Raw genomic sequence first — 26,322 nt, forward strand, 5'->3', positions numbered from 1 at the left:
TCTCATGGGGTTTTCGGCTTGAAGCGATCCAGGATGTCGGGCACGGCCACGATGAAATCGCCGCTGCAGGCAGGTTCGCCTCTCACCGCGCTGCTGACCGAGCCGATTGCAATTCCGCGCTTGAAGGAGACGAGGACTGCATCGATCTCCAAGACGTCGCCCGGAACGATCTTGCGCTTGAACTTCACATTGTTGAGCGAAACGAAATTGGTCTTCATGCCCTTGTATTCCTCCATACAGAGGAAGGTCATGATGAAGGTCTGCGTCAGCGATTCGATCTGGATGAAACCCGGCACATTCGGCTCATCATCGAAATGGCCGGGGAAGAACCATTCATTATAGGTAAAGCACTTCACCGCCGAGGCGCTCCTGCCGGGATCGACCGCTGTGACGCGATCGATCAGCAGAACAGGATAGCGATTTCGCTGATGGCTGATAATGCCGTTGATATCGAAAGCGACGGCGTTCGTTGCGTCGCTCATGCGGCCTTCTCGATGCTCACATTGTACTTTGCCAGGATCTCCTGTCCGGCTTCGTAGCTGGAGAATTCGATGATGTCGTCGATGTCCATTTCGATACCGAAGGCTTCCTCCAGCGCGGCCATGAGCGCCATATGCCCGACGCTGTCCCAGGCTGCGGCTTCCTGATATTTCAGGTTAGGCAGGTCCTTGGCGTCCAGCATGAAGGTTTCCGCAAAAGCGGCCTGATATTTCTCACGGTTGCTCATAGTCTGATGTCCTCACTCGATGTCAAAAGCGGTCCGAATCGCAGCAGCTGCGCCTGAACATGAACACCGACAATGCGCCGCCGTCCTTGCGCTAGGCTGTACTGACGATCCGCGAAAGCTCCTGGACGAGGTTGTAGCCGTCCCAGATGGCGCCCATATCGAGCGCTCTGCCGACCGGCACCACCCGGTCGATGCCCGTCAGCCCTTCATCGATGATGAAACGGACCAGTGCGTCCCGGTCGATGCCGAAGCTGGTCAGCGTCTGGTAACGTTCGCCGACGATCCCGGCGAGGCAGCCGAGATCTGCGGTCACATATTCGTAGAAGAAGCCGTATTGGCCGCGATGCCGCTCGATATCGGAGGGCAGGGCATCCAGGCTGACGCGGTAGATCAGATTGTCGTGCCGCGTGCTCCCGCTTGCCTGCGGCAGCCTGTCTGCTGTCCGGCAAAGATTGACGAACTTGTCGACGGCATGGATCGGCGCGATCTCGTAACGCTGCTGGAGATACGACGCCATTGTCGGCCAGAACCGGTCCTGCGCCTTTGCGGCCTGCTCTTCATCGCCTTGCCAAATCACCAGATGCGGAGACGAGCAGGCATTCTGGTCAAGAAGGAAGACATCGTTGAAGAAACCCCTCGCGAGTTCCGCGATCGCCCGCTCGTCGGCCCTGAGCACGGCCTCGGCCTGCATCAGGCAGAAGGAATAACGGTCGGCGAAGGCGATATCGACACTGCGCGGATGGGCGGGAAGCTTGCGCAGATGAGCGATCGTCGAATCGCCCCCCCAGAGCATCCGCGCCTGGCAATGAACCGACAAAGCGCCGGTGATCTCGTCATCGCGCGGATATTTTATCAGCCGGTTCATTGCGGCCAGCCGGCTGTGCACTGGCAGGGCGAACAGCCTGGCGATCTCGTCGCAGATGATCTCGACCTGCGGAAAATCCCGTTCAGGAATACGAACGATGTTGGCATTGCCGGCCAGCAGCCCGAAGGCGAAGGAAAAGGCGAAGTTGACCGGGACGTTGGCCGGCGCGATGTGAAGCACGAGGCCTCGGCCGATACGGGGATATTGCGTGCCGAATTCGCGCGCGAGTTTGGCAAGGTTTGCGGCTCGGCACCAATAGCCGAAGGCGGCGATATCGGGATACTGGCGCGCTGCCGGCAGCGCGAGCAACGCCTTCGAAAGGGTCGCCAGAAATTCCATCGCCTGAGTGGAGTAGGGCGCCAGCGGCTTGCATTCCAGCATGTTGAGCGCACCGCCGACGCGAAGGGTGACGGGCAGTTCAGGAATTTGCTTCATAGGTGTCGCTGCAGCCTCTGACCTCGGCCTTGGCGATGCGTCCGGCCACCGAGAAATACTTGCCATGCCGCCCGCAGGGGCAGTCGTCTTCGCCTTCGATCCGGCCGATATCCTCGGTCAGCAGCGCATGCCCGGGATAACTGCGCGGTATCAGCGACATGACTTCGATCAGCCCGGTCTCTCCGACTTCGAGCGTCCGAAAATCCTTCGGATCGCGGATAATGACATCGGCATAAATCGGCGCATGCAGATGCCCCTCTTCGCATTCCAGGAAGATTGATCCCGTCTGCTCGACCATGCCGTAATAATTGACGACGCGCCTGATCCCGGCGCATTCGGTCATCGCCGCCCGGAATTCAACATTGCCGACCGCCTGATCCTGCAGCTTTTTCCAGCCCCCGCCATGCAGCAGGATGCCCCCGTCGATCGGCAGACGTCTACCCATCGCCTTCAGCGGCGCATAGAAATGCTGCCAGATCATGAAGGTGAAGCCGAACAGGAAGATCGGCTGGTCCGGGTGCCGCTCGAGAAAGGCCTCGATGGCCGGTATGTCCAGGTTCATTTCGTCGTCGAGGGCATAGGTGACGTCCTGCCCGAAGAAGGAAAAGCCGAGAATACCGGCACCCCGCGCCGAGAAAGCGTTGCGGTTGCGCAGCACGCTCGGTGAATCGATGACCAGCATCGGCAGCCGCTTCTTGCCGAGTACTTCGGCCATCAGCCGGGCGAGGATCTTGCTTTGCAGCGCCGCGGTTTCCTTGTCGAGGTAGATGCGCGATACCTGCTGGCCGCTGGTGCCGGATGAGGTCATCGTCTTGAACACCTGACCTCTCTCGATGCTCAACAGATCCAATTCCTTGAACAGCCGAACCGGAATGAACGGCACGTCCTCCAATCCGTCCACCGCTGCCGCCCTATCGCTGACGAGGTCGAGAATGCCGCTATATTCGGCGCAATGGTCGCGATGCCATTCGGTCAGATTGCGCATGACTTCAGTCAGCGCCCCCGATTTTTCCGCGGCTTTCATCGAATAGGGCTCGCGATCGAGCCATTGGGAGGGATCAAAAACGCTCATGCGAGGCTATCCCCGGCAGATGACTTCAGTTGATTATATTGGATCTTGCCGGAATCATTCCGCGGCAGCTCGGCAATCGCATAGACGCTGATCGCTTTCGGGCTGATCTTCAGATCCGAAATGAGTTTGGCTTTGATGAGCTTACCGGCCTCGCCGGAGCCTTGAGGGAGGTAAATTTCCAGCTGATCGTCCTGGCCAGCGCAGACGACGGTGTGACCGGCCGCCAGCAACTGCGCCTCGACATCCTGCAGATTGATGCGATGGCCGAACATTTTGAGGAAACGCTTCAGGCGCCCGACGATGTAATAATCGCCTTCGGCGTCCCGGCGGGCGATATCGCCTGTGCGCAGAACGCCGCCTCGCTCGTCGCCGAGCGCCAGATCCCGATAGCCCTCCGCATAGCCCATCGAGACGTTCCGGCCGTAATATACGAGCTCGCCCGCTGCGTCGTTGCCCTCGATCTTCTGCCCGTGCTCGTCCTCGAGCCAAAAAGCGCCGCCCGGGATCGGCCGGCCGATGCTGCCGGCCTTCTCGATCGCCCTGTCGGGAGAGAGATAGGACATCCGCGCGGTGGCTTCGGTCTGCCCGTACATGCTGAAATAGCGGATACCCTTGTTGGCGCAAAGCTCGGCGAAGTCGCGCGTCAGTTCGGGCTCCATCCGCGCGCCCGCCTGCGTCAGGCTCCTGAGGCTCGGAAGATCCATGGATGGAAAACGCAGTTTCTTCAGCATTTCGTAATGATAGGGCACGCCGCCGAAACTCGTCGCCTTCGACGATTTCAGAAAGTCCCAAAATGCCCGATCGAAGAATGTCTTGTTGGTCAGCGCGATCGTGGCTCCCGCCAGAAGATGGCTGTGGATGATTGAAAGGCCGTAGGAATAGCTCGGCGGCAGCGTCGTGAGCGGCCGCTCCTCGCCGGTCAAGCCCAGATAGGTGCTGATGGCCTCAGCATTGGCGAGGATATTGTCGTGCGAAAGCCGCACGAACTTCGGCGTTCCCGTGCTTCCCGAGGTGCTGAGCAGCAGCGCCAACGAATCGTCGATCGGATAAGCTTCATCTGCCGCGGCGGCGACGAGACTATATCCCATGTGAGAGAGCAGCACATGCCCGTCGCCGAATTCACCGGCTCGGTGGTCCGGCAGCCATGCAAAACCCGGACGATAGGCCGACACCAGCTTCTCAAATTGCGCCGCCGCCAGGCTAGCGCTCAGCATCAGCGGAACGGCATCGAGTTTGAGTAGGCTGAGATAGCCCAGCAAACCGCCCGGGTCGTTCTCGCACATGCAGAAGACCAGCCGCCGGGGCGTCTGTCGAAATGCGCGCTGCGCGCTGAATTCCAGCAGGCTCGAACTTGAAATGCTGGTTCCGTCGTCACATTCGAACAGAATGTGATCGATTTGAGAGGAGACGGCGTCCATCAGCCGGGTGGAATTTGCAATGGGTGCTACCATCGAGACTTGGCCTGGAATTGCTATTAGCGTGTTTCACACATTTGCAATGCGCTGACATCCATCGCCAGGCCTCCTCATGAAGACCGCTGATCTCGGCGGTCATAGAAGAGATGGGGTCAACGATTCTGGAACGGTCGAATCAGTTGATGTCCTTTCAGCTTAATATGTCCCGGCCGCGATGCCAAAGGCGGTGAGTGCGAGACCCGCCGGCGATCTCGCGAAAATGGCTCAGAACTTCCAGGAGCGCCTTCCGCTCCCCGGCATGCTTCTTGCATCATTACTAATATTCTAACCTTTGGGAGAAAGTGTCATGCAATGGAACGCATCACCGAATTTTGCACCTCTTGTCCTCTTTCTTGGCGGTCGGCGAAGGATCGTCAAGACCCTCCGAGACGCAGCCGAAGTTCTGATAATTGATTGGCCGTTCGACGATGGAGAGGAATATGTCGCGGCTGTGAAGGCTTGCGACGATGCGGTCGCGGGAGAGGCCGGTATGGAGGAATTGAGGGAATTGCTTCTTCGCGCCGCCAGAGAAGCCGGCATTACAGCTTTGTCGGTCGTATCGGAAAGCGGGAAGACGACATCCCACATGGCGGCGTGACCGGCTTCAACCTGCGCCGCTCACGGAGCGGTATCCAGGCAAGCACGTCAATGGCCTCTGTCCACAGAGCCAAGTGCGTAATTTTTGGAAGGGTTCGAATATTTGATCTTGGCAGCGATCAAAAGGAAATGGTGCCCAGAAGAGGACTCGAACCTCCACGCCTCGCGGCACAGGTACCTGAAACCTGCGCGTCTACCAATTCCGCCATCTGGGCGACGGAGAGCGATGTAAGGGGGTGGCTCGTGACTGTCAACTGGGTTTTTGAAGTTTTCCTGACAGTCTGCAAAAAACAGCCGATCACATGCGAGGGAGCGGCTGGAGGTGAGACATCGCGGTTCGCTCCGGGCGCCCTATATAGAGGGGGTCTCGAAAGGAACGCCTCATGCCCGCTGCCCGCACGCTTCTGCTCGCCGGCCTTTTTGCCGTTTTCGCGCCTGTCGTGGCCAGCGCTGATTCGCCGAAGCCGGGTCTCGGGCCGGTCAACACGGGATCGACGCTCTGCGATTTTCGCGGCTGCTTCGGTTTTGGGCCGCAGCAATGGCATCGCCCGGCCTATGTCCAGCCGAATTACCGTCCGCGGGGCGCGGGGCCGACCTATTATCTGCCGGGCGCGGCGGGGCGGCCGCAGCTGACCTATGACCCGCCGCCGGTGCGCCAGGTGCAGCCGGCACGGGATATGAACAAGCACATCGCCTGGTGCACCAATGAATACCGTTCCTATAATCCGCGGACGGATCACTTCCTCACCTATGAAGGCGTCTACAGGGTCTGCCGCTCACCCTATCGCTGAGCGGGTTTGGTCAGCTTTCGTGCGAGACGCGGTCGACATGGCCGAGATCGCGGCCGGGCTCGATGATGTCGCGGACGCGTTGCTTCAGCTCCTTCGGCCCGGGAAAGCCGCCGTCGCGCTTACGCTCCCAGATGAGATCTCCATTGACGCGGATTTCGAAATTGCCGCCGGTGCCGGGGATCAGCGCCACCTCGCCGAGACTGTCGGAAAAGGTGCTCAGCAGCTCCTGCGCCATCCAGGCGGCGCGCAGCAGCCAGTTGCACTGGGTGCAGTAGAGGATCGAGACGCGGGCTTTTTCGGTCATTGCGTTTTCCCTTCATTTGGGGTGATTTAAGCCCTTGCAGCCTGCGGGCGCAATCGCGCATGCGCAAGCATCTTGCATGCCGTTCTTTGGCATGGTCTCTTCCTGCCGACCATCGGGGAGAACCTATGCGAGTCGCAGTCGTCGAAAATATGCGCAACACCGGCCTCGGCGCGCTTGCGACGGCGCTCGACGAGGCGGGTGCTGAGATCGAGTGGTTCCGGGTCTGGCGGAATGGCATCCTGCCGCCAGACATAGCCAGTCATGACGCGCTGGTCGTTCTCGGCGGCGAGCAGAGCGCGCTGGATGACGAGACGCATCCCTATCTGCCGGAGCTCGCCCGGCTCGCGCGCCGCTTCGGCGATGCCGGCAAGGCCGTGCTCGGCATCTGCCTCGGTAGCCAGATCCTTGCCCGCGCCTATGGCGCCGACAACCATCTCGGAAACGCCCGCGAATTCGGCTGGCACAGCATCGGCGTCACCGATGAAGGCCGCGCCGATCCGCTGCTCTCGGCGCTTGGCGGCGAATTCACCATCTTCGAGTGGCATGGCGACACCTTTTCCCTGCCTGCAGGCGCCGTTCGTCTCGCGAGCAGCCCTGTCGCTGAAAACCAAGCTTTCCGCATCGGCCGCGCCGTCTACGGCACGCAGTTTCATTTCGAGGCTGACAGAACGGTGATCGAGCAGTGGAAGGCGGAATTCCCCGATACGATCGAGCGAATCGCGCCCGGCTGGCTGGAAAGCTATGCCGAGCTGACTGCGCAGCATGCTGGTGGCGCCGATGCCGCCGGCCTTGCCATCGCCCGCGCCTGGGTCGGGCAGATCGAACGGCAAGAGGTCGAGATGCTGTCGCAGGTCCCGGCTTGAAGGGCGATGCGCTGATGGCAAGCGAACGCGAGAAGATGGTGGCGGGTGAGTGGTATTGCTGCCTTGACGACGAGCTCGATCACCTGCGCCGGCAGGCGCGGCTCGCCGTCCACGCCCACAATACGCTGCCGCCGGACGAGCGCGGCTCCGCAGCGCCCGCCCTCAGGGCGCTTTTTGCACAGGCCGCCTCCGATATCTTTATCGAAGCGCCGTTTCACTGCTCCTACGGCATCAATATCGTTCTCGGCGAGCGCGTCTATGTCAATGCCGGCTGCACCATCCTTGATTCCGGCAGCGTGACGATCGGCGATCGCACCATGTTCGGCCCGGGCGTGCAGATCTATTGCGCCGAGCATCACAAGGATCCGGCGCTTCGCAGTAGGGGGATCGAGATCGCCCGGCCGGTCGCAATCGGCAGCGACGTCTGGATCGGCGGCGCCGCCATCATCCTCGGCGGCGTGACGATCGGCGATGGCGCGATCGTGGGTGCGGGCGCCGTCGTCACGAAGGATGTGCCGGCGGGCGCAACGGTGGTCGGCAATCCCGCGCGTCCGATAAACCGCTTTTGAGATTTGCACCGGTGCGCTCCCTCGACAATGACGCCGCCTCCTCTAGATCAGAGGACGGAAGGGGAGAGATATCATGACATCACCGAATTTGCCCATGGAGGGCGGCTGCCGCTGCGGCCGGGTGCGCTTGAAGATCAGCGCTCCGCCGCTGCTGGCCATGGCCTGCCATTGCACAGGCTGCCAGAAGATGACGGCGAGCGCCTATTCGCTGAGTGCCGCCATCCCCAGCGAAGGCTTCGAGGTTGCCAAGGGCGAGCCTGTTATCGGCGGCCTGCACGGCGCCACCAAGCATTATTTCTGCCCGCACTGCATGAGCTGGATGTTCACCCGGCCGGAAGGCATGGACTGGTTCGTCAACCTACGCGTCACCATGCTCGACGACCCCAGCTGGTTCAAGCCCTTCATCGAGACATGGACGAGCGAGAAGCTGTCGTTTGCCGAGACCGGCGCGGTGTATAGTTACGAAGCGCTACCCGAGATGGACGCCTACGAGGGGTTGGTGAAGGAGTATATGGGCAGGAGGTGAGGGCTTAGAAGCCTTGGAAAAGAAAATCGACGGCAGCGACGATGCGATCGCTATCGGAGGTGAGATCCGCGGCAACGACGCCGATCTCCTTAGTGGAAACCGCACCGATAAACTGGGTCGCCATCACGTATGGCACGTCATTGATGACGAATTGCGGATTGAGCTGACGCATGATTTTGGGAAGAGCTTCCAGCGGAAGCATCGGCGCCATGATTCGCGTCGTCAGCTCGCCGTGTAGGTCTGACTGCAGATCGAGGGCGAACGCATCGCTATGCATCAGATTGTAAACATGAAACCGAGCCATCAGAACTGTCGATATTTCTGAAAAGGCAGGCCGTGCTTCTCGACATAAGCATTGGAAGCGGCGATAGCCTCGGCGTTCTCGATCCGCCACAGCCGCTCGCGTTCGGCCTTTATCGCTTTCGCGATACCTTCTTCCGCCGCCCTGGATATGTTGATCTTGAGCTCGCGGGCCTGGAAAACGAGGCTTTCATCAAGTGAAAGATTCGCTGCTTTTCTCGCCTGATGACCCATAAGGATCTCCTCGTGTTATGCGCAGATCATATGCGCATAAGACGTCATTGAGAAGCGTTATTCATCGCCCATCTTGAGCGCGGCGATGAAGGCTTCCTGTGGAATCTCCACCTTGCCGAACTGGCGCATGCGCTTCTTGCCTTCCTTCTGCTTGTCGAGCAGCTTGCGCTTGCGGGTGGCGTCGCCGCCGTAGCACTTGGCCGTGACGTCCTTGCGCAGCGCCGAGATGGTTTCGCGGGCAATCACGTTGCCGCCGATCGCCGCCTGGATCGGGATCTTGAACATGTGCTTCGGAATCAGCTCCTTCAGCCGCTCGCACATGTCGCGGCCGCGCTTTTCAGCTGCCATGCGATGCACGAGCATCGAGAGTGCATCGACCGGCTCGCCATTGACGAGGATCGACATCTTCACGAGGTTGCCGGCGCGGTAGCCTTCGAGGTGATAGTCGAAGGATGCGTAGCCCTTGGAGATCGATTTCAGCCGGTCGTAGAAGTCGAAGACGACTTCGTTGAGCGGCAGTTCATAGGTCACCATCGCCCGGGTGCCGACATAGGTCAGCTCGGTCTGGATGCCGCGGCGGTCCTGGCAGAGTTTCAGAATGCCCCCGAGATAATCGTCCGGCGTCATGATCGTCGCCTTGATCCACGGCTCGCGGATTTCGGCAATCTTGACGACATCGGGCATGTCGGCCGGATTGTGCAGTTCGCGCTCGCTGCCGTCGGTCATCGTCAGCTGATAGACGACGGAAGGAGCCGTGGCGATGAGGTCGAGGTCGAACTCGCGCTCCAGGCGCTCCTGGATGATTTCGAGATGCAAGAGGCCGAGGAAGCCGCAGCGGAAGCCGAAGCCGAGAGCGGCAGATGATTCCATTTCGAAGGAGAAGGACGCGTCATTGAGGCGAAGCTTGCCCATCGCGGCGCGCAGATCCTCGAAATCGGCGGCATCGACCGGGAACAGGCCGCAGAACACCACCGGCTGCGCCGGCTTGAAGCCCGGCAAGGCTTCTGCGGTCGGGCGCTTGTCTTCGGTAATCGTATCGCCGACGCGCGTATCGGCGACTTCCTTGATCGAGGCGGTGATAAAACCGATCTCGCCGGGGCCGAGGCTGTCGACATTGACCATCTTCGGTGTCAGCACGCCGACGCGCTCAACCTGGTATTTCGCATCCGTGCCCATCATGCGGATCGTCTGGCCCTTGGTCAGCACGCCGTCGATGACGCGCACGAGAACCATGACGCCGAGATAGGTGTCGTACCAGCTGTCGACGAGCAGCGCCTTCAGTGGCGCCTTGTCGCCGCCCGGGCTCTTCGGCGCCGGCAGTTTGTGGACGATCGCTTCCAGCACGTCGGGAATGCCGAGGCCGGTCTTGGCGGAAATCAGCACGGCCTCCGAAGCGTCGATGCCGATCACTTCCTCGATCTGTTCCTTGATGCGGTCGGGTTCGGCGGCCGGCAGGTCGATCTTGTTGAGCACGGTGACGAGCTCGTGGTTGTTGTCGATCGCCTGGTAGACATTGGCGAGCGTCTGCGCTTCCACGCCCTGGCTGGCGTCGACGACCAGCAGCGAGCCCTCGCAGGCCGACAGCGATCGCGAGACTTCATAGGCGAAGTCGACGTGACCGGGCGTGTCGATCAGGTTGAGAATATATTTCTCGCCATTGTTCGCCTGGTAGTGCAGGCGCACGGTCTGGGCCTTGATGGTGATGCCGCGTTCGCGCTCGATCTCCATATTGTCGAGCACTTGCTCGGACATTTCGCGCTCGGCAAGTCCGCCCGTCGTCTGGATCAGGCGGTCGGCCAGCGTCGATTTGCCGTGGTCGATATGGGCCACGATCGAGAAGTTGCGGATATGGGACAGCGGAGTGGTCGAATTGGTGCTCATGCGCGCCATATAGCAGCGCCGCCCCCTGCCGCAAAGCGGTAATTATCCCGGATTTTACGCTATTTTGCGGGTTTGCCCAGCGTGCGTCAGACCGGCCAGGTCTCCAGCCGCCAGGCCGAATCCCAGAACATCCATTCATACTGCGAGGCGCGCGCGAAAACGTCCATCATCGCGACACGCTCCGTCTCCGATGCCGCGCGGGCGGCGATATCGGTCAGTGCGATCACCTCGCGGGCGCCGGCTGCAAATTGCGGATCGCCATAGGTGTTGATCCAGGCCTGAAAAACATTGCCGTCGATCGCCGGCCTGCCTTTGATGCCTTCGCCGACATGCATGTAGATCCAGAAGCAGGGCAGGATGGCCGAAAGCGCAACGGCATAGGAGCTGTGATAGGCGGTCGCCAGAAGGAAATTCGTATAGGCGAAACAGGAAGGCGAGGGCTCGGCGGCCGTCACATCCGCGCTCGAAATGCCGAATTGCGAGAGGAAGCCCGCATGCAGGCCCTGCTCGACGGTGATGGCCTTCTGCGCCGAACCCAGGAAGCGCAGCACCTGTGCATTGTCGGGCGCCTTGGCCGCGACGATGGCGAGGCACCGGGCATAATGCTTCAGATAGATTGCGTCTTGCAGGATGTAGTGACGGAAAACCTCCGGCGGCAGCGTGCCGTCCGAAAGCCGTTCCAAGAGCGGCAATCGCTCGATCTCGGCCATAAGAGGTTTGATCTGCTCCCAGGCGGCGGCCGTGAAGCTTCCCGTGATTCCGGTGTTCTGCATGCTGCCGTCCATGATGTCCTCCGCTCTGCAAGCGCCGCTGCCATATATCGGCGGCGCGGGGGTGAAGGCAAGCGAGATGAAGCATCGAGGGAGGCTTGATTCTATCATGAGATAATGTAGTTCTCATATAGTAGAATCATGGATCGGCGATGGAACAGGAACTCGAACAGGCGATCGGCAGCCGCATTCGCACCTTGAGGCTGGAAAAGGGCCTGACGCTGGATGAGCTTGCCGAGGCGTCGGGCGTCAGCCGCGCAATGATTTCGCGCATCGAGCGGGCGGAGGCGAGCCCGACCGCCTCGCTGCTGGCGAGGGTCTGCGCCGCGCTCGGCCTGTCGCTCTCAGCCTTCTTTGCAGAGGAGGGGCAGCAGGCCTCGCCGCTGGCGCGGCGGCAGGAGCAGCAGGTCTGGCGCGATCCGGAGACCGGTTATCTCAGGCGCGCGGTATCGGCGCCCGGCACCGGCTCCGCCGTCGATATCGTCGAAGTCGAATTTCCACCCGGCGCCCGCGTCAGCTTCCCACCGCATGCGGCATCCCATGACATGACGCAGCATGTCTGGCTCTTCGACGGCGAGTTGGAGATGACGGCGGGTGAGGCGGTCTACCGGCTGCGTCCAGGCGATTGCCTTTTCATGCCGGTCGGCGAGGGCCATTCCTTTAATAATCCCGGCGATGCGCCGGCGCGCTATTGCGTCGTGCTCGATCGCGGCGGCCGATGACGACCTTCATTTCAGGAGCAGAACATGCCTGACATTCGCATCCTTTCTGCCGAGGAGGCCCGCGCCGCCATTCCGGCCCTCTCGGAGGTGCTGGCCGATTGCGTCACGGGCGGCGCCTCCGTCGGCTTCATGCAGCCCTATGGACCTGAAGATGCCGAGCCCTATTGGCTGGACGTTGCCGATGCGGTTGCCGGCGGCGGCAGCCTGCTTGTTGTCGCCGAACTCGATGGCCGGATCGTCGGCACGGTGCAGGTGGGCGCCGCGCAGATGCCGAACCAGCCGCATCGCGGCGATCTGAAGAAGCTCCTGGTGCATCGTTCCGCCCGCGGGCGCGGCCTTGCCCGGCTGCTGATGGAAGCCGCCGAACGCGAGGCGGCCGCCCGCGGCAAGACCCTGCTCGTGCTCGATACGGCAACCGGCAGCGATGCCGAGGCGATCTATCCCCGCCTGGGCTGGCAGCGCGTCGGCGTCATTCCCGATTATGCTCTGTGGCCGGAAGGCGGCTTTTGCGACACCACCTTGTTCTACAAGCGGCTCGCCTGATTGCGCCAGATCGACTCAAGCCAACCGGCCGAATACCGGAAACGCACCCGCAACTGTAGCGCCCGCTGTCCACACGGCCGCATTCCAGCCGAACTGTCGCGCCGCTTCGACATTTTCCGCCATATCATCGATGAAGGCGATGTCACCGGGCGGGACGCCCGCGCGCTCGGTTGCAAGCCTGAAGAAGTCCAGAGAAGGTTTCCGGTGCCCGAGGGCTGCGGAATAGAGGATGTCGTCGAAATGCACGCCAAGGCCGGCCTGTTCCATCAGATAGCGCGCTCGCCTATGCTCCTGGTTGGTCGCCAGGAAGAGCGTGACACCGCTATGTCGAAGCGCGACGAGCTCTTCCAAGAGATAGCGGTCGATGCGGGAATCGTTTTCAAACCAGTAATCGATCAGCGTCGCGGCGCTGAGATGAGGCGCGATTTTTGCCAACACCTGGGCGAGCTTCGGTTCCAGCGCCTCGCGGCCAACGATGATCTCGCCCCAGTGAGTCTGGAAGAATTCCCGCTGCAGCAGCTCGAGACTAAGTCCCAGATCGCGTTCCAGAAATGTGAAGAGAGGGAGGCCGTCGGCCGGACGCCCATGAATCAGCACGCCATCGACATCGACCATCAACACTTTCATGCGGCAGATTCCCTCGCTCCGGAACGGCGGCCGAAGGTGGCTTCGTTTGCTTGGGCAATCAAGAGCGCCATGCCGCTTTTTTGTTGGCCCCGCTCCATGTAAGTGTCGATCTCGCCGATCGATTTTTGTTCAAGGACAGGATCTGAAATGCGCGTCATCTATTCCGAAGACCACAAGCTGCGTGATGCCAGGACCGAGCTCTATGCCGGCCAGCTGGTGACGCCCTTCGAGGCGCCGTTTCGGGCCGAGTGGATCCTGACGGCGGTCACTGAAGCCGGTTTCCGGGATGTCGTGGCGCCGGATGCGCATGGGCTGGATACGGCCCGAAAGGTGCATGATCCCGCCTATCTCGATTTTCTCGCCACCGTCTGGGATCGCTGGGTCGCGGCCGGCTTCGAGGGTGAGGCGATCGCCAATTCCTTCCCGGTCCGCCGCACCAGCCAGCGCGTGCCCGACAATATCGTCGGCGCGATCGGCCATTACGCCAATGCCGCCGACACCTCCATCACCAAAGGCTCCTACGAAGCGGCGATCGCCTCGATGCGTTGCGCCGTCACAGCCGCGGATTGGCTGAATGCCGGCAACCGTTTCGCCTTTGCGCTTTGCCGTCCGCCCGGCCATCATGCCGGCATCGATCTCTTCGGCGGCTATTGTTTCATCAACAATGCGGGCGTCGCGGCCCAGCGGCTCATCGATCACGGTGCGAAGAAGGTCGCCGTGCTCGATGTCGATTTCCACCATGGCAACGGCACGCAGGATCTCTTCTATCACAGAGGCGATGTCTTCACCGCCTCGCTGCATGGCGATCCCCTGTTCGCCTTTCCCTATTTCCTCGGCCATGCCGATGAGGAAGGGGAGGGGGAGGGCGCGGGTGCCAACCGCAACTATCCGATGCCGCCGCACACGCCCTGGCAGGTCTGGTCTTCGGCCCTTGCCGATGCTCTCGCTCGCATCAAGGCCTTCGGCGCCGAGGCGATCGTCGTGGCCCTCGGCGTCGATACCTTCGAGTGCGACCCGATTTCCTTCTTCCAGCTGAAATCCGAAGACTTCATTCGCATGGGAGAGATGATCTCCGCCGCCGGCCTGCCCGTCGTCACCTGCATGGAGGGCGGTTACGGCGTGCCGGAAATCGGCCTCAACGTCGCCAATGTCCTCAAGGGCCTGGAAGCCTGATCGCTTGATATGACCGACGAGACTGTTTCCTCCGATACACCGACACCACGCATGCTGAGCTGGGCGCGCAACTCCGCCATTTATCGCTTGGAGCGGCGGATGATGACCGAAAAGCAGCTGTTTGATGCCATCACTCGCAAGGCGAAAGAGAAGTTCGAGAATATCGGCGCGGCGCAACTCAAAGCCCTTGCCGATTTCGCCGTCAGGTTCGCCTATGACAACAAGGCGCTCGATGATGGCGCCTATGCCGAGATCAGCACGCGTTCCCAGCTGCGCGGCGGCAAATCGAAGCGCGCCATCGCCCGGAAACTTGCGGCCAAGGGCGTCTCCGGCGACAAGGTCGAGGCCGCCCTCGAGCAGGCTGACGATCTCTATGCCGCGACGATCTTCGCCCGCAAACGCGCCTTCGGCCCCTTCCGCCGCGTCGAGCTTGATGAAAAGCGAAAGGCCAAAGAGCTTTCGGCCTTCGCCCGCAACGGCTTCAGCTTCGACATCGGCAGGAAGGTGTTCGACATGAGTTTGGAGGATGCCGAAGACGTCATCCTGGTCGGCCATCTTTGATATCGCATAAGGCCTTTTGCTGGCCGGATCAGAAGTTTGAATTTGTCGCTCGCAAGCCGTCTTCGTAAGAAGAGCGCACAATCGGGGACGAGCATGGAAGAAAGAGCAAATGCCGGCGCGGGCACGCTGACCGCAGAGGCGTCAACAGCATTTGGCGGAGTAGCGACCGGTGGCCTGATGTGCCTCCTGTCCATGTCGTCGATCCAGTTCGGCGCCGCACTCTCATCCTCAGCCATCTCAACCTATGGACCGGCCGGCGCGAGCTGGCTGCGCCTGGCTTTTGCGGCCATCATTCTTGCCCTTGTCGTGCGGCCGCGCATCGTCAGCTACAACAGGGCGCAATGGACGAGCGCACTGGTTCTCGGCGCGACGACAGCGCTGATGACCATAAGCTTCTTCGCGTCGATCGAGCGCATTCCGCTCGGTCTTGCCGTGGCGATCGATTTTCTCGGTCCGCTGTCCGTAGCGACCATTGGCTATGGCCTCAGCCGGCGCCTCATCTGGCCGCTCATTGCGGCACTTGGCGTTCTGGCCCTCGCCCATGACGGTGAAGGCTGGGTCGGCGATATCGGGGGCATTCTCTTTGCGCTCGGCGCGGGAACCGGATGGGCGATCTATATCGTCCTGACGAAAAAGATCGGCGCGAGCTTCAAGGGGCTGGAAGGGCTGTCCATGTCGTTGATGGTCGCCGCTCTTGTCGCGACACCCTTCGGCTTTGCCGGCGCCATGCCGAAGCTCGATGCTTACGGCCTGGTTGAAATGGCGGGCCTTGCCATTCTTGTGCCGCTGCTGCCCTACACGCTGGAACTGATTGCCCTGCGGCGCATGCCGACAGCCTCCTTCGGCATTCTCATGAGCCTCGAGCCGGCCATTGCGGCACTCGCAGGTTTCGTCATTCTGGCGCAGCCGATGACGCTGCTGCAGATGGCCGGAACTGCCTTGGTGGTTGCCGCAAGTGCCGGCGCGACCTTTTCCGCAAGATAGTGATCAGCCCACCTTTTTCGCGGGATCGTCGAGAGCGGGATTGTAGAACAGCGACAGCGTCAGGCTTTTGGCGATCCGCTCGGCGGTTGCCATGAACCAGGCCTTGGCTTCCGGCGAGGGGGCGACATCGTCGAGCGTTGCGGCAAACAGCGACAGCCACTTCGGAAAAAGATCGGGCGTTACGTTCTGAACGCCCGTATGCGCCTGCACCGGCTTGCCGCCATAGGCGCCGGTGCGGAAGGCGACGGCCGACCAGAAGCTCTTCATCTTCTCCATATGCTCCGGCCAGCGGCCGGAAAGCCGCGCATCGAACACCGGCCCGAGATCGGGATGCTCCAGCACGCGCCCGTAAAACGTTTCGACCAGTCTGCCGATAAAGGCCTCGTCGACCCCCATCGCCCGCATCTCGGCCTCCGCCTTTTCGCGGATCGCCGCGACATGGGCAGGGCGGCCCTGAATGTCATTGTTCATCATAAACCCCGGCGCCGCATGATGCGGCAGCCTCCATATAGGTCTTTACCTCAGCGAACCAAAGCCGCTCGTGCGGATTGCGGCAATCTGTCAGCCGGTCCGCCCCGCCACTTGACCACCATCGCTTCCTTGCTTAGGTTTAGAATTATTCTAAATTGTTGGAGAAGTTTATGCTGGCGCGTTTTTTCAGGTCGCCGAAACGATCCTTTGACTCGCTCTCCGAGCAGGAGATTCTCGCCCTTGCGATTGCCTCCGAGGAAGACGACGCCCGCATCTATCTCGCCTATGCCGATAGGCTGCGCCCTGAATTTCCGGCTTCGGCCAAGGTCTTTGAAGATATGGCCGAGGTCGAGGACACGCACCGCAAATCGCTGTTCGAAATCCATCGCCAGCGTTTCGGCGAGCGTATTCCGCTGATCCGGCGCGAGCATGTGCAAGGTTTTTACGAGCGCAAGCCGGACTGGCTGAGAGCCAACCTGTCACTCGACGCGATGCGGCAGGAAACCGAGGCGATGGAGGAGCAGGCCTATCGTTTTTATGTCGAAGCGGCAAAGCGCACCACCGACGCCTCGACGCGTGAACTGCTCGGCGACCTTGCACTCGCCGAACAAGGGCACGAAGACATCGCCCGCATGCTTGGCGACAAACATACGCCTGAGGATATCAGGCGCGACGAGGACGAGACGGCGCACAGGCAATTCGTGCTGACCTATGTGCAGCCGGGTCTGGCCGGCTTGATGGACGGCTCGGTCTCGACGCTGGCGCCGATCTTTGCCGCCGCCTTCGCCACCCAGGATACATGGCAGACCTTCCTGGTCGGCCTTTCCGCCTCCGTCGGCGCCGGCATCTCGATGGGCTTCACCGAAGCCGCCCATGACGACGGCAAGATCTCGGGCCGGGGCTCGCCGGTCAAACGTGGCCTTGCCTGCGGCATCATGACGGCGCTCGGCGGCCTCGGCCACGCGCTGCCCTATCTGATCCCGCATTTCTGGACGGCGACGATCACCGCCGCCATCATCGTCTTCTTCGAACTCTGGGCAATCGCCTTCATCCAGAACCGCTACATGGAAACGCCGTTCCTGCGCGCCGCCTTCCAGGTCGTGCTCGGCGGCGGCCTCGTGCTCGCCGCCGGTATTTTGATTGGGAATGGGTGAGCTGCGGTCGGGCGGAGCCCAAGCAATCGATCCGGCGAATCGATTGCAGCAGCGAACGCCCGGAGTCATGCGAAGGCCGGGAGACGGTGCGGCATGCCAGAGAGATCACTCAAACAAAAAGGCCGGCTTTCGCCGGCCTTTTCCCCCGCATCCCCTCGGAAATTCTTAGCGAAGAGCGCCGACCAGAAGGTCGCGGCCGTTCTCGATGGTGACCCAGCGGCCTGCATTGTAGCTCGACTGGCGCTTGACGAAAGTATAGGCCGTCGCAAACCAGGGCTTCACGTCGGCAGCGAGATTGTCGAGTACGAAATCGCCCCCGGCGGTGCGCAGCGTCAGCACGGCATGGCCTTCACCGTCGGGCTTGCGCACGACGGTCATCAGCAGGTCGGCGGCCGAAAAGCCGCGCTGGATCAGCATGCGGCGCTTCAAGAGCGCGAAATCCTCGCAGTCGCCGGCAGTCGTCGGATAGGCCCAGACCTCGTCCTTGCCGTAGATTTCCTTGTCGGTCATCGGCTTGATCGTGCTGTTGACCGTGGCGTTGACCGAACGGACCAGCGACCACTTCGCCGGCGTCATTTCGACCGGCCCCGCGTTGCGGTTGGCGCCGCATTCACTGCTGTGGATCTGACAGAAATCGTAATGGCCGATCGGTTGCGAGGTGGCATTGCCTGTTACCATGGAAGCATTTCTGCTTGGAGCTGGGATGGCGGCAGGCGCCATCGCAAACACGGCCATCATGGCCACAAAGATACCTTTGAATCGCACGCCCGCTCTTTCCTCGATCGCCCCTTAATTATTAACAAATTGTTAATGGAGAGGGCCGAGAAGAGTCAATCGTTACTTCTTGGGAGAGCCTTGCGACTCGCCGACATGGTTAAAATGCAACAGGATTCGCAGCCGGCTTCGGGAGATTATCGCCCGTTCGCGGATGCGCGGATGATGCCTTTGACGGCGCCGAGCAGAAGGGCGATATCGCCGGGGCGGGAAAGCCGGTGGTCGCCGTCGCGGATGAAGGTCAGCACCACGTCGTCGGCGGGAAGGTGCTCCAGAAGCTTCATCGCGTGCGCATGCGGCACGTCGGGATCCTTCATGCCCTGGAGGATATGCACCGGGCAACCCGTCTCGATCATGCCGTCGAGCACCCGGTTCCTGCGCCCGTCCTCGATCAGTGCCCGCGTATAAATGTTCGGTTCCGGGCTGTATTGCGAGCGCTCTTCGAAATAACCGCGCTCTGCCAGCGACTTGCGCTCCCTGGCCTTAAGGTTCGGCTCGATCAGTTCGGAGGTGAAATCGGGCGCCGGGGCAATCAGCACCATGCCGGCGAGCTTCGGACCACCTTGCCCTGCGAGTTCCTGCGCCAGCCGGAGTGCAATCCAGCCTCCCATCGACGAGCCGACGAGAATGATGCGCTCGGGCGCAACATGGCGGATGACGGCAAGCGCTTCCTCCAGCCAGCGCGAGATCGTGCCGTCGCGAAAACTGCCGCCGGAAAGCCCGTGGCCGGAATAGTCGAGGCGGATGCAGGCGACACCGAGTTCGGCCGCCAGCCCATCGATCTCTGCCGCCTTGGTGCCGCTCATGTCGGAACGGTAGCCGGATAGCCAAACGAGCGATGGGGCAGCATTGCCGGCCTGCGCCGGACGCAGGAGCATGGCGATCTCCCGTGCCGCCTCGCCTTCGCCAACAGTCAGGAACTGCGGTAGGGCATTGCTGATCTGATCGGACATCGGCGAAACCTCCTGTTGTTTCGGCCTATAAAACAGATTCTTGGCAGGCTGACAGCTGGTGATTTTTCCGCTAAAGGATGATATTGACTCCGTTGCAGCGATAACGAGATAGGTTTGTGCACCCTGATTGAGCGTGCGCCGCTGCAACGTTCCGAAACAACGCGAGGAGAATACGACCATTCGCAGACCTTTTAAGACCGATGCGCCCGTGAAGGACGGACCGCGCTCGAATCGTGAAATCCGCATTCCCAAAATTCAGCTGATCGCGGCTGACGGACAGAATATGGGCGTCGTGCCTACCGACCAGGCCTTGAGAATGGCAGAAGAAGCCGGCCTCGATCTTGTCGAAATTTCCCCCAATGCCGAACCGCCGGTGTGCAAGATCCTCGATCTGGGCAAGCTGAAATATGCCAACCAGAAGAAGGCTGCCGAGGCGCGCAAGAAGCAGAAGATCGTCGAAGTCAAAGAAATCAAGATGCGCCCGAACATCGACACCCATGATTATGAGGTGAAGATGAAGGCGATGGGCCGCTTCTTCGACGAGGGCGACAAGGTCAAGGTGACGCTGAAATTCCGCGGCCGTGAGATGGCCCACCAGGAACTCGGCATGAAGCTTCTGCAGCAGGTCAAGGCCGATACGACCGAGATCGCCAAGGTGGAAGCCGAGCCCAAGCTCGAAGGCCGCCAGATGATGATGGTGCTGGCGCCGAAGTAAGCGCCAGACACTTTTTGCCCAAGGCCGTCCGCAAGGGCGGCTTTCGTGCTTTCGGCCACCGTATCTTCGGCCTTTGTTTTATGCATGTCGTTATCCCGGAACCGCCGCACACTTCCGGGCGACATGCATAGCCGAAGATTCCTCCGCGGCCCCGTTGCACTTTCGTGAGGCTGCGGTTATAAGCGCGCGTCCGAACTGACCGGCAGGGCATGCCGTGGCAGTTTCGAATGCTTGCGGAACGGTTCGTCGCCGACGCCGCAGATCAACAACAAACGCTCCCGCACCTTGTTGCGACGACCGGAGAACCGGACTTCGCAAGGAGGGCTTTTTGATGAAGCGCGCAGGGAGGACAGAAGGAGTAGCAAAATGCCCAAGATGAAGACGAAGTCCGCTGCCAAGAAGCGGTTCAAGATCACCGCATCCGGCAAGGTCAAGGCGGCTGCTGCTGGCAAGCGCCATGGCATGATCAAGCGCACGAACAAGTTCATTCGCGATGCACGCGGCACGATGGTTCTCGCAGAACCCGATGGCCGCAAGGTCGTGAAGAACTATCTGCCGAACGGTCTCTGAGACTATTCCGGTAACGCGTTAGATTAAGGAGATCATGAAATGGCACGTGTAAAGAGAGGCGTCGCAGCCCACGCCAAGCATAAGAAGGTTCTGAAGGCCGCGAAGGGCTTTTACGGCCGCCGCAAGAACACCATCCGGACCGCCAAGGCTGCCGTCGATCGCGCCAAGCAGTACGCCTACCGCGACCGCAAGGTCAACAAGCGCAACTTCCGCGCCCTCTGGATCCAGCGCATCAACGCTGCCGTCCGTGAATTCGGCCTGACCTATGGCCGCTTCATCGACGGCCTGAACAAGGCCGGCATCGAAGTCGACCGTAAGGTTCTCTCCGACATGGCGATCCACGAGCCGGAAGCATTCGGCGCCCTGGTTGCTGCCGCCAAAAAGGCCCTTGAGTATCTCAAGGAAACCGGCACGGCGAACGAGTTTGAAGGCGCGGTTCGGTAACCAGCGCTTCCCAAGCTTGACGCTTTTTTGAATTTTGGGAAACCCGCGCTGGTTTGGGCTGGCGCGGGTTTTTCTTTCTTTATATTCCTTGCGCCCGTTCGGCGCCGCCTGCCTCCCGATCCCCGCCTGATACTGGACGGAAAGAAGTGACAATGTCAGATATCGACCAGCTCAACTCATCGCTGCTCGCGGAAATCGCCGCCGCCAATGACGAGGCAGCCCTGGAAGCCGTGCGCGTGTCTGCGCTTGGCAAGAAGGGCTCCGTCTCCGAACTCCTGAAGACGCTCGGCGCCATGACGCCGGAGGAACGCCAGACCCGGGGCGCTGCGATCAACGCCCTGAAGAATGCGGTGACGGACGCCGTTGCCGAGCGTAAGTCGGTGCTGAAAGTTGCGGCTGTCAATGCGCGGCTTAAGGCCGAGACGGTTGATGTCAGCCTGCCGGTGCGCTCCTCGCCTGCCGAGCGCGGCCGCATCCATCCGATCAGCCAGATCGTCGACGAGATCACCGCCATCTTCGCCGACATGGGTTTCTCGATCGCCGAAGGTCCCGATATCGAGACCGACTACTACAATTTCACCGCGCTGAATTTCCCCGAAGGCCATCCGGCCCGCGAGATGCACGACACCTTCTTCTTCAATCCGGATGAGAATGGTGAGCGCAAGGTCCTGCGCACCCATACCTCGCCGGTGCAGGTGCGCACCATGGAAGCGCAGCAGCCGCCGATCCGCATCATCATTCCCGGCAAGACCTACCGCCAGGATAGCGACGCCACGCATTCGCCGATGTTCCATCAGGTCGAGGGATTGGTCATCGACAAGAAGGCCAATGTCGCCAACATCCGCTGGGTGCTGGAAGAATTCTGCAAGACCTTCTTCGAGGTCGACAGCGTGACGATGCGCTTCCGCCCGTCCTTCTTCCCCTTCACCGAGCCCTCCTTCGAGGTCGATATCCAGTGCGACCGCTCCGGCCCGATCGTAAAATTCGGCGAAGGCACCGACTGGATGGAAATCCTTGGCTGCGGCATGGTCCACCCGAACGTGCTGCGCTATGGCGGGCTCGATCCGGACGAATATCAGGGTTTTGCCTGGGGCATGGGCCTCGATCGCATCGCCATGCTGAAATACGGCATGCCCGACCTGCGCGACTTCTTCAATGCCGACGTCCGCTGGATGACGCATTACGGCTTCCGCCCGCTCGACATGCCGACGCTGTTCGGCGGTCTGAGCGCTTGAACGGAGATTTGGGACGATGAAATTCACGCTCTCCTGGCTGAAAGAGCATCTCGAAACGGATGCCACGCTGGATGAAATCTGCGCCCGCCTCACCGAGATCGGGTTGGAGGTGGAGGAGGTCGATGACAAGGCGGCGTTCAAGCCCTTCGTCATCGCGAGGGTTGTCTCGGCGGAAAAACATCCCCAGGCCGATCGCCTGAAGGTTCTGATGGTCGATACCGGATCCGGCGCGCCGGTCCAGGTCGTCTGTGGTGCCCCGAATGCGCGCGCCGGCCTCGTCGGTGCTTTCGCCGCTCCCGGAACCTATGTTCCCGGCATCGAGGTGACGCTGGCCGTCGGCAACATCCGCGGCGTCGAAAGCCGCGGAATGATGTGCTCCGAAAAGGAGCTTGAGATATCCGACAATCATGACGGCATCATCGATCTGCCCGCGGATGCACCGGTCGGCCAGAGCTATGCGGCCTACGCCCATCTCGACGATCCCGTCATCGAGATCAACCTGACGCCGAACCGGCCGGACTGCACCTCGATCCACGGCATCGCCCGTGATCTCGCCGCCTCCGGTCTCGGCACGCTGAAGACGCGGCCCGCGCCGTCCTACGCCATCGAAGGCGAAACGCCGGTGAAGCTGACGCTCGATCTCGATGATCCCAGGCTCTGCCCCGGCTTTGCCCTGCGTCTCGTGCGCGGCGTCAGGAACGGCCCGAGCCCGCGCTGGATGCAGCAGCGGCTCACCGCCATTGGCCTGCGTCCGATCAATGCGCTCGTTGATATCACCAATTACATGACCTTCGATCAGGGGCGGCCGATCCACGTCTTCGACGCCGCCAAGATCAAGGGCAGTCTCACCGTCCGCCGGGCGAGGGAAGGGGAGACCGTGCTGGCGCTCGACCAGCGCGAATACAAGCTCGGCCCGAACAATGTCGTCATAGCAGATGAACAAGGCATCGAATCGATCGGCGGCATCATGGGCGGCGAACATTCCGGTTGCGACGACGACACCGTCGACGTCCTGGTCGAATCCGCTCTGTGGGATCCGATGAACATCGCCAAATCCGGCCGCAGTCTCGGCATCATTACCGATGCCCGCTATCGCTTCGAACGCGGCGTGGATCCGGAATATATGGTTCCCGGTCTCGAACGCACGACGGAACTGGTGCTGGAACTCTGCGGCGGCACCGCCGCCAGGGCAGAGATTGTCGGCTATCACGGCTACGAACCGAAGGTCGTCGATTTCCCCTATTCGGAGGTCAAGCGCCTGACCGGCCTCGACGTCTCGAATGAGGAAAGCAATACGATCCTGACGCGTCTCGGCTTCACGGTCTCCGGCTCCGGCGAGCGCGTCTCCGTTGCTGTTCCCTCCTGGCGCCCGGATGTCGACGGCAAGGCCGATCTTGTCGAGGAGGTCATGCGTATCCATGGCGTCGACAATATCAAGCCGGCGCCGCTCGAAAGCCATTCCGCCGTCAACGGCAAGATTCTGACGACTCTGCAGATCCGCACCCGTGCGGCCAAACGGGCGCTAGCCGCGCGCGGCATGCTGGAAGCTGTCACCTGGTCCTTCATTCCGGAGGAACATGCCAAGCTGTTCGGCGGCGGTTCGCCAGCCCTCAAGCTTGCCAATCCGATCGCTGCCGAAATGTCCGACATGCGCCCGTCGTTGCTGCCGGGTCTGCTGACCGCAGCTCAGCGCAATGCCGACAAGGGTTATGCCGACGTCGCCATCTTCGAGGTCTCGGGCACCTATGAAAACGACCGGCCGGAAGGCCAGCGCCGCGTCGCCGGCGGCATCCGCCGCGGCACGGCCTCGCTCGCCGGCGCCGGCCGCATGTGGTCCAATACAGCCAAGGGCGGCGGCAAGCCGGTCGACGTCTTCGACGCCAAGGCCGATGCGCTCGCCGTCATCGAAGCTTGCGGCCTGCCGATGGGCAATATCCAGATCGAGCAGGGCGGCCCCGAGTGGTATCACCCCGGCCGCTCCGGTACGATCAAGATGGGGCCGAAGATCGTGCTCGGCTATTTCGGCGAATTCCATCCGTTGACGCTGGAAGCCCTTGACGTCTCCGGCGCTCTCTGCGGCTTTGAAGTCTATCTCGATGCCATGGCGGAGCCGAAGAAGAAGGCGACCCGCACCAAGCCGGCGCTCGATCTGTCGCCCTTCCAGGCGGTCAAGCGCGACTTCGCTTTCGTCGTCGACAAGACGGTGGAATCAGGCGCGATCGTCAAGGCTGCGACCGGCGCCGACCGCAAGCTCATCACCGGCGTTACCGTCTTCGACATCTTCGAGGGCGCATCGGTCGGCGAGGGCAAGAAGTCTGTAGCGATCGAGGTTCAAATCCAGCCGGTCGATCGTACGCTGACGGACGAGGATTTCGAGGCGCTGACGCAGAGGATCGTGGCGAGCGTCACGAAATTCACCGGCGGCGTCCTCAGAAGCTGAGCCTCATCTGCCGAAGATAGATTGGACCGGTCGCGCAAGCGGCCGGTCTTTTCATGTGTGCAGATGATAGAGCTTGCTGACGATCACCCACCGGCCTTCGATCTTGAGCAGCGAAAGGTAGTCGGTGAAGCGCATTCCGGCGAAATCGTCGGTGACCTTCACGCTTGCTGCGTCGCCCTCGACATCGACGTTCTGGATGTCCATGAAAGGCTGCGTGCCGGGCGGGGCCGGCTCCTCGGCCAGGATCGCGGCGATGAATTCGTCCCGCGTCAGCCATTCGACGGCATTCTGGTAATAGCCGATGATCGAGCTTTTCGGGTGGAAGGCCTTCTTCAAGGCTGCCGCATTCGCGAAGGCCATGCCTTCGACATAGAGATGAACCGTCTGTTCGACTGCCTGCCTGTCCGACATGTTTCCATCCCGTTCTCCGAGATGGCGTTAGATAGTTTCGCCGGCCGCGAAGGCAAGCCCGACCTGTGCGACCGGCCGGGCTTGTCCGTTTTCAAATGTTCGTCATGGCAAGCGAGGCATCGGCATAGCGCTTGCCGGCGACCTGTGCCGCTGGGATCGCTTCGCCGAGCTGATCGATCTCCTCCGTGCTGAGCGTGATATCGGCAGCGGCGACGTTTTGTTCGAGGTGGTGAAGCTTGCGCGCGCCGGGGATTGGCACGATGTCGTCGCCCTGGTTCAGCACCCAGGCCAGCGCCAGCTGCGCCGCCGTCACGCCTTTTGCAGCCGCAAGTTTTTCGAGCGTTGCGACAAGCGCCACATTGGCATCGAAATTCTCGGCCTGGAAACGCGGCACCTGCCGGCGGAAATCGTCGGTGGCAAGGTCGTCGGCCTTGCGGATCGCTCCTGTCAGGAAACCGCGGCCGAGCGGGCTGTAGGGCACGAAGCCGATGCCGAGTTCCCGGCAGGTGGCAAGCACATCCTCTTCGGGATCACGCGTCCACAGTGAATATTCGCTCTGAAGCGCTGCGATTGGATGGACCGCATGCGCGCGGCGGATGGTGGCGCTGCCGGCTTCCGAGAGGCCGAGGGCGCGGACTTTCCCTTCCTTCACAAGCTTGGCCATGGCGCCGACCGTCTCCTCGATCGGCACGTTGGGGTCGACCCGGTGCTGGTAGAGCAGATCGATCGTCTCGATGCCCAAACGCTTGAGTGAGGCTTCGGCAACCGCACGCACATGTTCAGGACGGCTGTCGACGCCGGCGATGGCGGCAGCGCCGGCCTGGCTGGTATCGATCTTGAATCCGAATTTGGTGGCGATCACCACGCGGTCGCGGAAGGGCTTCAGCGCTCTTCCGAGAAGAACCTCATTGGTGAAGGGGCCATAGACCTCGGCCGTGTCGAAAAAAGTGACGCCGAGATCGACGGCGCGGTGCAGTGTTCTCACCGATTCCGCTTCGTCGCTGGCGCCATAGGCAAAGCTCATGCCCATGCAGCCGAGGCCGACGGCAGAGACCGACAGATCGTTTCCGAGTTTTCTGGTTTTCATGATGCGCTCCTTTTCTGAGCTGGCGTCGAACCGCCTGGGAGATCATTGCGGTACGGGCAGACTATATCGG

33 protein-coding genes and 1 tRNA gene are annotated in these 26,322 nt (G+C 61.3%); 16 read left to right on the forward strand and 18 right to left on the reverse strand.

The genetic code is table 11. The features are described from left to right. Positions 1–2 precede the first annotated feature (2 nt). The 5 genes from AMK02_RS01225 to AMK02_RS01245 form a co-directional block, all read right to left on the reverse strand. Positions 3–482, reverse strand: coding sequence for a 3-hydroxyacyl-ACP dehydratase FabZ family protein (locus tag AMK02_RS01225; protein ID WP_064800321.1), 480 nt, complete (start codon positions 480–482; stop codon positions 3–5). Continuing rightward, complete coding sequence (locus AMK02_RS01230; protein WP_064800322.1) at positions 479–727, reverse strand: acyl carrier protein; 249 nt, start codon at positions 725–727, stop codon at positions 479–481. The genes AMK02_RS01225 and AMK02_RS01230 overlap by 4 nt, the downstream gene beginning before the upstream one ends. A 91-nt stretch (positions 728–818) precedes the next feature. After that, positions 819–2,027, reverse strand: coding sequence for an acyl-CoA reductase (locus AMK02_RS01235; protein ID WP_064800323.1), 1,209 nt, complete (start codon positions 2,025–2,027; stop codon positions 819–821). Further along, positions 2,011–3,099: a LuxE/PaaK family acyltransferase gene (locus AMK02_RS01240; RefSeq protein ID WP_064800324.1), complete on the reverse strand. Its 1,089-nt coding sequence runs from the start codon at positions 3,097–3,099 to the stop codon at positions 2,011–2,013. The genes AMK02_RS01235 and AMK02_RS01240 overlap by 17 nt, the downstream gene beginning before the upstream one ends. After that, on the reverse strand, positions 3,096–4,550 hold the full coding sequence (locus AMK02_RS01245; RefSeq protein ID WP_082929634.1) for an AMP-binding protein: 1,455 nt from the start codon (positions 4,548–4,550) through the stop codon (positions 3,096–3,098). Before AMK02_RS01245 ends, AMK02_RS01240 begins: the two co-directional genes overlap by 4 nt. Positions 4,551–4,860: 310 nt before the next feature. Between AMK02_RS01245 and AMK02_RS01250 the strand changes: the two genes are divergently transcribed. Beyond that, positions 4,861–5,151 (forward strand): DUF982 domain-containing protein, encoded by a 291-nt coding sequence (locus tag AMK02_RS01250; protein ID WP_064800326.1) that lies wholly within the window; start codon positions 4,861–4,863, stop codon positions 5,149–5,151. A 129-nt stretch (positions 5,152–5,280) separates the two neighbouring features. Here AMK02_RS01250 and AMK02_RS01255 read toward each other — a convergent pair. Then, positions 5,281–5,365: transfer RNA gene (locus AMK02_RS01255), tRNA-Leu, on the reverse strand. Positions 5,366–5,533: 168 nt separating this feature from the next. Here AMK02_RS01255 and AMK02_RS01260 point away from each other — a divergent pair. Beyond that, the gene (locus AMK02_RS01260; RefSeq protein WP_064800327.1) at positions 5,534–5,941 is read left to right on the forward strand and encodes a BA14K family protein; all 408 of its coding nucleotides are present in this window, start codon (positions 5,534–5,536) and stop codon (positions 5,939–5,941) included. 10 nt (positions 5,942–5,951) lie between these two features. Here the strand turns inward: AMK02_RS01260 and AMK02_RS01265 are convergent, their stop codons facing one another. Next, entirely contained in the window at positions 5,952–6,245 is a 294-nt protein-coding gene (locus AMK02_RS01265) for a SelT/SelW/SelH family protein (RefSeq protein WP_011423629.1), read from the reverse strand. A 125-nt stretch (positions 6,246–6,370) separates the two neighbouring features. On the opposite strand from AMK02_RS01265, the gene AMK02_RS01270 reads away from it, so the two are divergent. The 3 genes from AMK02_RS01270 to AMK02_RS01280 all read left to right on the forward strand — a co-directional run bounded on the left by AMK02_RS01270 (position 6,371) and on the right by AMK02_RS01280 (position 8,203). After that, positions 6,371–7,108: a type 1 glutamine amidotransferase gene (locus AMK02_RS01270; RefSeq protein ID WP_064800328.1), complete on the forward strand. Its 738-nt coding sequence runs from the start codon at positions 6,371–6,373 to the stop codon at positions 7,106–7,108. Between the two features lie 11 nt (positions 7,109–7,119). Further along, positions 7,120–7,677: a sugar O-acetyltransferase gene (locus AMK02_RS01275; protein WP_064805832.1), complete on the forward strand. Its 558-nt coding sequence runs from the start codon at positions 7,120–7,122 to the stop codon at positions 7,675–7,677. Between the two features lie 73 nt (positions 7,678–7,750). Then, positions 7,751–8,203: a GFA family protein gene (locus tag AMK02_RS01280; protein ID WP_064800329.1), complete on the forward strand. Its 453-nt coding sequence runs from the start codon at positions 7,751–7,753 to the stop codon at positions 8,201–8,203. Between the two features lie 4 nt (positions 8,204–8,207). Here AMK02_RS01280 and AMK02_RS01285 read toward each other — a convergent pair whose 3' ends face one another. The 4 genes from AMK02_RS01285 to tenA form a co-directional block, all read right to left on the reverse strand. Beyond that, a complete protein-coding gene (locus AMK02_RS01285; protein ID WP_064800330.1) occupies positions 8,208–8,507 on the reverse strand; it encodes a CcdB family protein in 300 nt (99 codons plus the stop codon). Continuing rightward, a complete protein-coding gene (locus tag AMK02_RS01290) occupies positions 8,507–8,737 on the reverse strand; it encodes a type II toxin-antitoxin system CcdA family antitoxin (RefSeq protein ID WP_064800331.1) in 231 nt (76 codons plus the stop codon). Before AMK02_RS01290 ends, AMK02_RS01285 begins: the two co-directional genes overlap by 1 nt. A gap of 57 nt (positions 8,738–8,794) precedes the next feature. Further along, on the reverse strand, positions 8,795–10,627 hold the full coding sequence (gene lepA, locus AMK02_RS01295; RefSeq protein WP_064800332.1) for a translation elongation factor 4: 1,833 nt from the start codon (positions 10,625–10,627) through the stop codon (positions 8,795–8,797). A gap of 77 nt (positions 10,628–10,704) precedes the next feature. Further along, positions 10,705–11,403: a thiaminase II gene (tenA, locus tag AMK02_RS01300; protein WP_064800333.1), complete on the reverse strand. Its 699-nt coding sequence runs from the start codon at positions 11,401–11,403 to the stop codon at positions 10,705–10,707. Between the two features lie 137 nt (positions 11,404–11,540). Between tenA and AMK02_RS01305 the strand changes: the two genes are divergently transcribed. Both AMK02_RS01305 and AMK02_RS01310 read left to right on the forward strand, forming a co-directional pair. Next, entirely contained in the window at positions 11,541–12,110 is a 570-nt protein-coding gene (locus tag AMK02_RS01305) for a helix-turn-helix domain-containing protein (protein WP_064800334.1), read from the forward strand. Between the two features lie 24 nt (positions 12,111–12,134). Beyond that, the gene (locus AMK02_RS01310) at positions 12,135–12,653 is read left to right on the forward strand and encodes a GNAT family N-acetyltransferase (RefSeq protein WP_064800335.1); all 519 of its coding nucleotides are present in this window, start codon (positions 12,135–12,137) and stop codon (positions 12,651–12,653) included. 15 nt (positions 12,654–12,668) lie between these two features. Here the strand turns inward: AMK02_RS01310 and AMK02_RS01315 are convergent, their stop codons facing one another. Together AMK02_RS01315 and AMK02_RS31595 are read right to left on the reverse strand one after the other, a co-directional pair. Then, a complete protein-coding gene (locus AMK02_RS01315; protein WP_064800336.1) occupies positions 12,669–13,280 on the reverse strand; it encodes an HAD-IA family hydrolase in 612 nt (203 codons plus the stop codon). Beyond that, entirely contained in the window at positions 13,277–13,438 is a 162-nt protein-coding gene (locus AMK02_RS31595; RefSeq protein ID WP_164517753.1) for a hypothetical protein, read from the reverse strand. Before AMK02_RS31595 ends, AMK02_RS01315 begins: the two co-directional genes overlap by 4 nt. Here AMK02_RS31595 and AMK02_RS01320 point away from each other — a divergent pair. From AMK02_RS01320 to AMK02_RS01330, 3 genes are all read left to right on the forward strand, one after another. Continuing rightward, positions 13,428–14,453 (forward strand): histone deacetylase family protein, encoded by a 1,026-nt coding sequence (locus tag AMK02_RS01320; RefSeq protein ID WP_064800337.1) that lies wholly within the window; start codon positions 13,428–13,430, stop codon positions 14,451–14,453. The genes AMK02_RS31595 and AMK02_RS01320 overlap by 11 nt on opposite strands. A gap of 9 nt (positions 14,454–14,462) precedes the next feature. Continuing rightward, a complete protein-coding gene (gene recX, locus AMK02_RS01325) occupies positions 14,463–15,014 on the forward strand; it encodes a recombination regulator RecX (protein WP_064800338.1) in 552 nt (183 codons plus the stop codon). Between the two features lie 93 nt (positions 15,015–15,107). Continuing rightward, positions 15,108–15,998: an EamA family transporter gene (locus tag AMK02_RS01330; protein ID WP_064800339.1), complete on the forward strand. Its 891-nt coding sequence runs from the start codon at positions 15,108–15,110 to the stop codon at positions 15,996–15,998. A gap of 3 nt (positions 15,999–16,001) precedes the next feature. Here the strand turns inward: AMK02_RS01330 and AMK02_RS01335 are convergent, their stop codons facing one another. Then, a complete protein-coding gene (locus AMK02_RS01335) occupies positions 16,002–16,469 on the reverse strand; it encodes a group III truncated hemoglobin (RefSeq protein ID WP_064805834.1) in 468 nt (155 codons plus the stop codon). A gap of 170 nt (positions 16,470–16,639) precedes the next feature. Here AMK02_RS01335 and mbfA point away from each other — a divergent pair, with 170 nt between their 5' ends. Next, entirely contained in the window at positions 16,640–17,623 is a 984-nt protein-coding gene (gene mbfA, locus AMK02_RS01340; RefSeq protein WP_064800340.1) for an iron exporter MbfA, read from the forward strand. A gap of 165 nt (positions 17,624–17,788) precedes the next feature. Here the strand turns inward: mbfA and AMK02_RS01345 are convergent, their stop codons facing one another. Together AMK02_RS01345 and AMK02_RS01350 are read right to left on the reverse strand one after the other, a co-directional pair. Further along, positions 17,789–18,388, reverse strand: a complete 600-nt coding sequence (locus AMK02_RS01345; RefSeq protein ID WP_041678522.1) for a transglutaminase-like cysteine peptidase — start codon at positions 18,386–18,388, stop codon at positions 17,789–17,791. Positions 18,389–18,534: 146 nt separating this feature from the next. Beyond that, a complete protein-coding gene (locus AMK02_RS01350) occupies positions 18,535–19,350 on the reverse strand; it encodes an alpha/beta hydrolase (protein WP_064800341.1) in 816 nt (271 codons plus the stop codon). A 178-nt stretch (positions 19,351–19,528) separates the two neighbouring features. On the opposite strand from AMK02_RS01350, the gene infC reads away from it, so the two are divergent. The 5 genes from infC to pheT all read left to right on the forward strand — a co-directional run bounded on the left by infC (position 19,529) and on the right by pheT (position 24,754). Then, positions 19,529–20,065, forward strand: a complete 537-nt coding sequence (gene infC, locus AMK02_RS01355; protein WP_082240342.1) for a translation initiation factor IF-3 — start codon at positions 19,529–19,531, stop codon at positions 20,063–20,065. 366 nt (positions 20,066–20,431) lie between these two features. Further along, positions 20,432–20,635, forward strand: coding sequence for a 50S ribosomal protein L35 (gene rpmI / locus AMK02_RS01360; RefSeq protein WP_011423646.1), 204 nt, complete (start codon positions 20,432–20,434; stop codon positions 20,633–20,635). Positions 20,636–20,674: 39 nt separating this feature from the next. Continuing rightward, the gene (rplT, locus tag AMK02_RS01365) at positions 20,675–21,079 is read left to right on the forward strand and encodes a 50S ribosomal protein L20 (RefSeq protein WP_011423647.1); all 405 of its coding nucleotides are present in this window, start codon (positions 20,675–20,677) and stop codon (positions 21,077–21,079) included. A 152-nt stretch (positions 21,080–21,231) separates the two neighbouring features. After that, on the forward strand, positions 21,232–22,314 hold the full coding sequence (gene pheS / locus AMK02_RS01370; protein ID WP_064800342.1) for a phenylalanine--tRNA ligase subunit alpha: 1,083 nt from the start codon (positions 21,232–21,234) through the stop codon (positions 22,312–22,314). 16 nt (positions 22,315–22,330) lie between these two features. Then, positions 22,331–24,754, forward strand: a complete 2,424-nt coding sequence (gene pheT / locus AMK02_RS01375) for a phenylalanine--tRNA ligase subunit beta (RefSeq protein WP_064800343.1) — start codon at positions 22,331–22,333, stop codon at positions 24,752–24,754. A 51-nt stretch (positions 24,755–24,805) separates the two neighbouring features. Here pheT and AMK02_RS01380 read toward each other — a convergent pair whose 3' ends face one another. Together AMK02_RS01380 and AMK02_RS01385 are read right to left on the reverse strand one after the other, a co-directional pair. Beyond that, on the reverse strand, positions 24,806–25,165 hold the full coding sequence (locus AMK02_RS01380; protein WP_011423650.1) for a nuclear transport factor 2 family protein: 360 nt from the start codon (positions 25,163–25,165) through the stop codon (positions 24,806–24,808). 91 nt (positions 25,166–25,256) lie between these two features. Next, positions 25,257–26,252 (reverse strand): aldo/keto reductase, encoded by a 996-nt coding sequence (locus AMK02_RS01385; RefSeq protein ID WP_064800344.1) that lies wholly within the window; start codon positions 26,250–26,252, stop codon positions 25,257–25,259. Positions 26,253–26,322: the final 70 nt, after the last annotated feature.

The organism is Rhizobium sp. N731 (genome assembly GCF_001664145.1).
GTDB classification, from domain to species: Bacteria; Pseudomonadota; Alphaproteobacteria; order Rhizobiales; family Rhizobiaceae; genus Rhizobium; species Rhizobium esperanzae.

Coding starts and splice junctions, on each gene's coding strand:
- AMK02_RS01225 (WP_064800321.1), bottom strand. CDS start 482: ATGAGCGACGCAACGAACGCCGTCGCTTTCGATATCAACGGCATTATC.
- AMK02_RS01230 (WP_064800322.1), bottom strand. CDS start 727: ATGAGCAACCGTGAGAAATATCAGGCCGCTTTTGCGGAAACCTTCATG.
- AMK02_RS01235 (WP_064800323.1), bottom strand. CDS start 2,027: ATGAAGCAAATTCCTGAACTGCCCGTCACCCTTCGCGTCGGCGGTGCG.
- AMK02_RS01240 (WP_064800324.1), bottom strand. CDS start 3,099: ATGAGCGTTTTTGATCCCTCCCAATGGCTCGATCGCGAGCCCTATTCG.
- AMK02_RS01245 (WP_082929634.1), bottom strand. CDS start 4,550: ATGGTAGCACCCATTGCAAATTCCACCCGGCTGATGGACGCCGTCTCC.
- AMK02_RS01250 (WP_064800326.1), top strand. CDS start 4,861: ATGCAATGGAACGCATCACCGAATTTTGCACCTCTTGTCCTCTTTCTT.
- AMK02_RS01260 (WP_064800327.1), top strand. CDS start 5,534: ATGCCCGCTGCCCGCACGCTTCTGCTCGCCGGCCTTTTTGCCGTTTTC.
- AMK02_RS01265 (WP_011423629.1), bottom strand. CDS start 6,245: ATGACCGAAAAAGCCCGCGTCTCGATCCTCTACTGCACCCAGTGCAAC.
- AMK02_RS01270 (WP_064800328.1), top strand. CDS start 6,371: ATGCGAGTCGCAGTCGTCGAAAATATGCGCAACACCGGCCTCGGCGCG.
- AMK02_RS01280 (WP_064800329.1), top strand. CDS start 7,751: ATGACATCACCGAATTTGCCCATGGAGGGCGGCTGCCGCTGCGGCCGG.
- AMK02_RS01285 (WP_064800330.1), bottom strand. CDS start 8,507: ATGGCTCGGTTTCATGTTTACAATCTGATGCATAGCGATGCGTTCGCC.
- AMK02_RS01290 (WP_064800331.1), bottom strand. CDS start 8,737: ATGGGTCATCAGGCGAGAAAAGCAGCGAATCTTTCACTTGATGAAAGC.
- lepA (WP_064800332.1), bottom strand. CDS start 10,627: ATGGCGCGCATGAGCACCAATTCGACCACTCCGCTGTCCCATATCCGC.
- tenA (WP_064800333.1), bottom strand. CDS start 11,403: ATGGACGGCAGCATGCAGAACACCGGAATCACGGGAAGCTTCACGGCC.
- AMK02_RS01305 (WP_064800334.1), top strand. CDS start 11,541: ATGGAACAGGAACTCGAACAGGCGATCGGCAGCCGCATTCGCACCTTG.
- AMK02_RS01310 (WP_064800335.1), top strand. CDS start 12,135: ATGCCTGACATTCGCATCCTTTCTGCCGAGGAGGCCCGCGCCGCCATT.
- AMK02_RS01315 (WP_064800336.1), bottom strand. CDS start 13,280: ATGAAAGTGTTGATGGTCGATGTCGATGGCGTGCTGATTCATGGGCGT.
- AMK02_RS01320 (WP_064800337.1), top strand. CDS start 13,428: ATGCGCGTCATCTATTCCGAAGACCACAAGCTGCGTGATGCCAGGACC.
- AMK02_RS31595 (WP_164517753.1), bottom strand. CDS start 13,438: ATGACGCGCATTTCAGATCCTGTCCTTGAACAAAAATCGATCGGCGAG.
- recX (WP_064800338.1), top strand. CDS start 14,463: ATGACCGACGAGACTGTTTCCTCCGATACACCGACACCACGCATGCTG.
- AMK02_RS01330 (WP_064800339.1), top strand. CDS start 15,108: ATGGAAGAAAGAGCAAATGCCGGCGCGGGCACGCTGACCGCAGAGGCG.
- AMK02_RS01335 (WP_064805834.1), bottom strand. CDS start 16,469: ATGAACAATGACATTCAGGGCCGCCCTGCCCATGTCGCGGCGATCCGC.
- mbfA (WP_064800340.1), top strand. CDS start 16,640: ATGCTGGCGCGTTTTTTCAGGTCGCCGAAACGATCCTTTGACTCGCTC.
- AMK02_RS01350 (WP_064800341.1), bottom strand. CDS start 19,350: ATGTCCGATCAGATCAGCAATGCCCTACCGCAGTTCCTGACTGTTGGC.
- rpmI (WP_011423646.1), top strand. CDS start 20,432: ATGCCCAAGATGAAGACGAAGTCCGCTGCCAAGAAGCGGTTCAAGATC.
- rplT (WP_011423647.1), top strand. CDS start 20,675: ATGGCACGTGTAAAGAGAGGCGTCGCAGCCCACGCCAAGCATAAGAAG.
- pheS (WP_064800342.1), top strand. CDS start 21,232: ATGTCAGATATCGACCAGCTCAACTCATCGCTGCTCGCGGAAATCGCC.
- pheT (WP_064800343.1), top strand. CDS start 22,331: ATGAAATTCACGCTCTCCTGGCTGAAAGAGCATCTCGAAACGGATGCC.
- AMK02_RS01380 (WP_011423650.1), bottom strand. CDS start 25,165: ATGTCGGACAGGCAGGCAGTCGAACAGACGGTTCATCTCTATGTCGAA.
- AMK02_RS01385 (WP_064800344.1), bottom strand. CDS start 26,252: ATGAAAACCAGAAAACTCGGAAACGATCTGTCGGTCTCTGCCGTCGGC.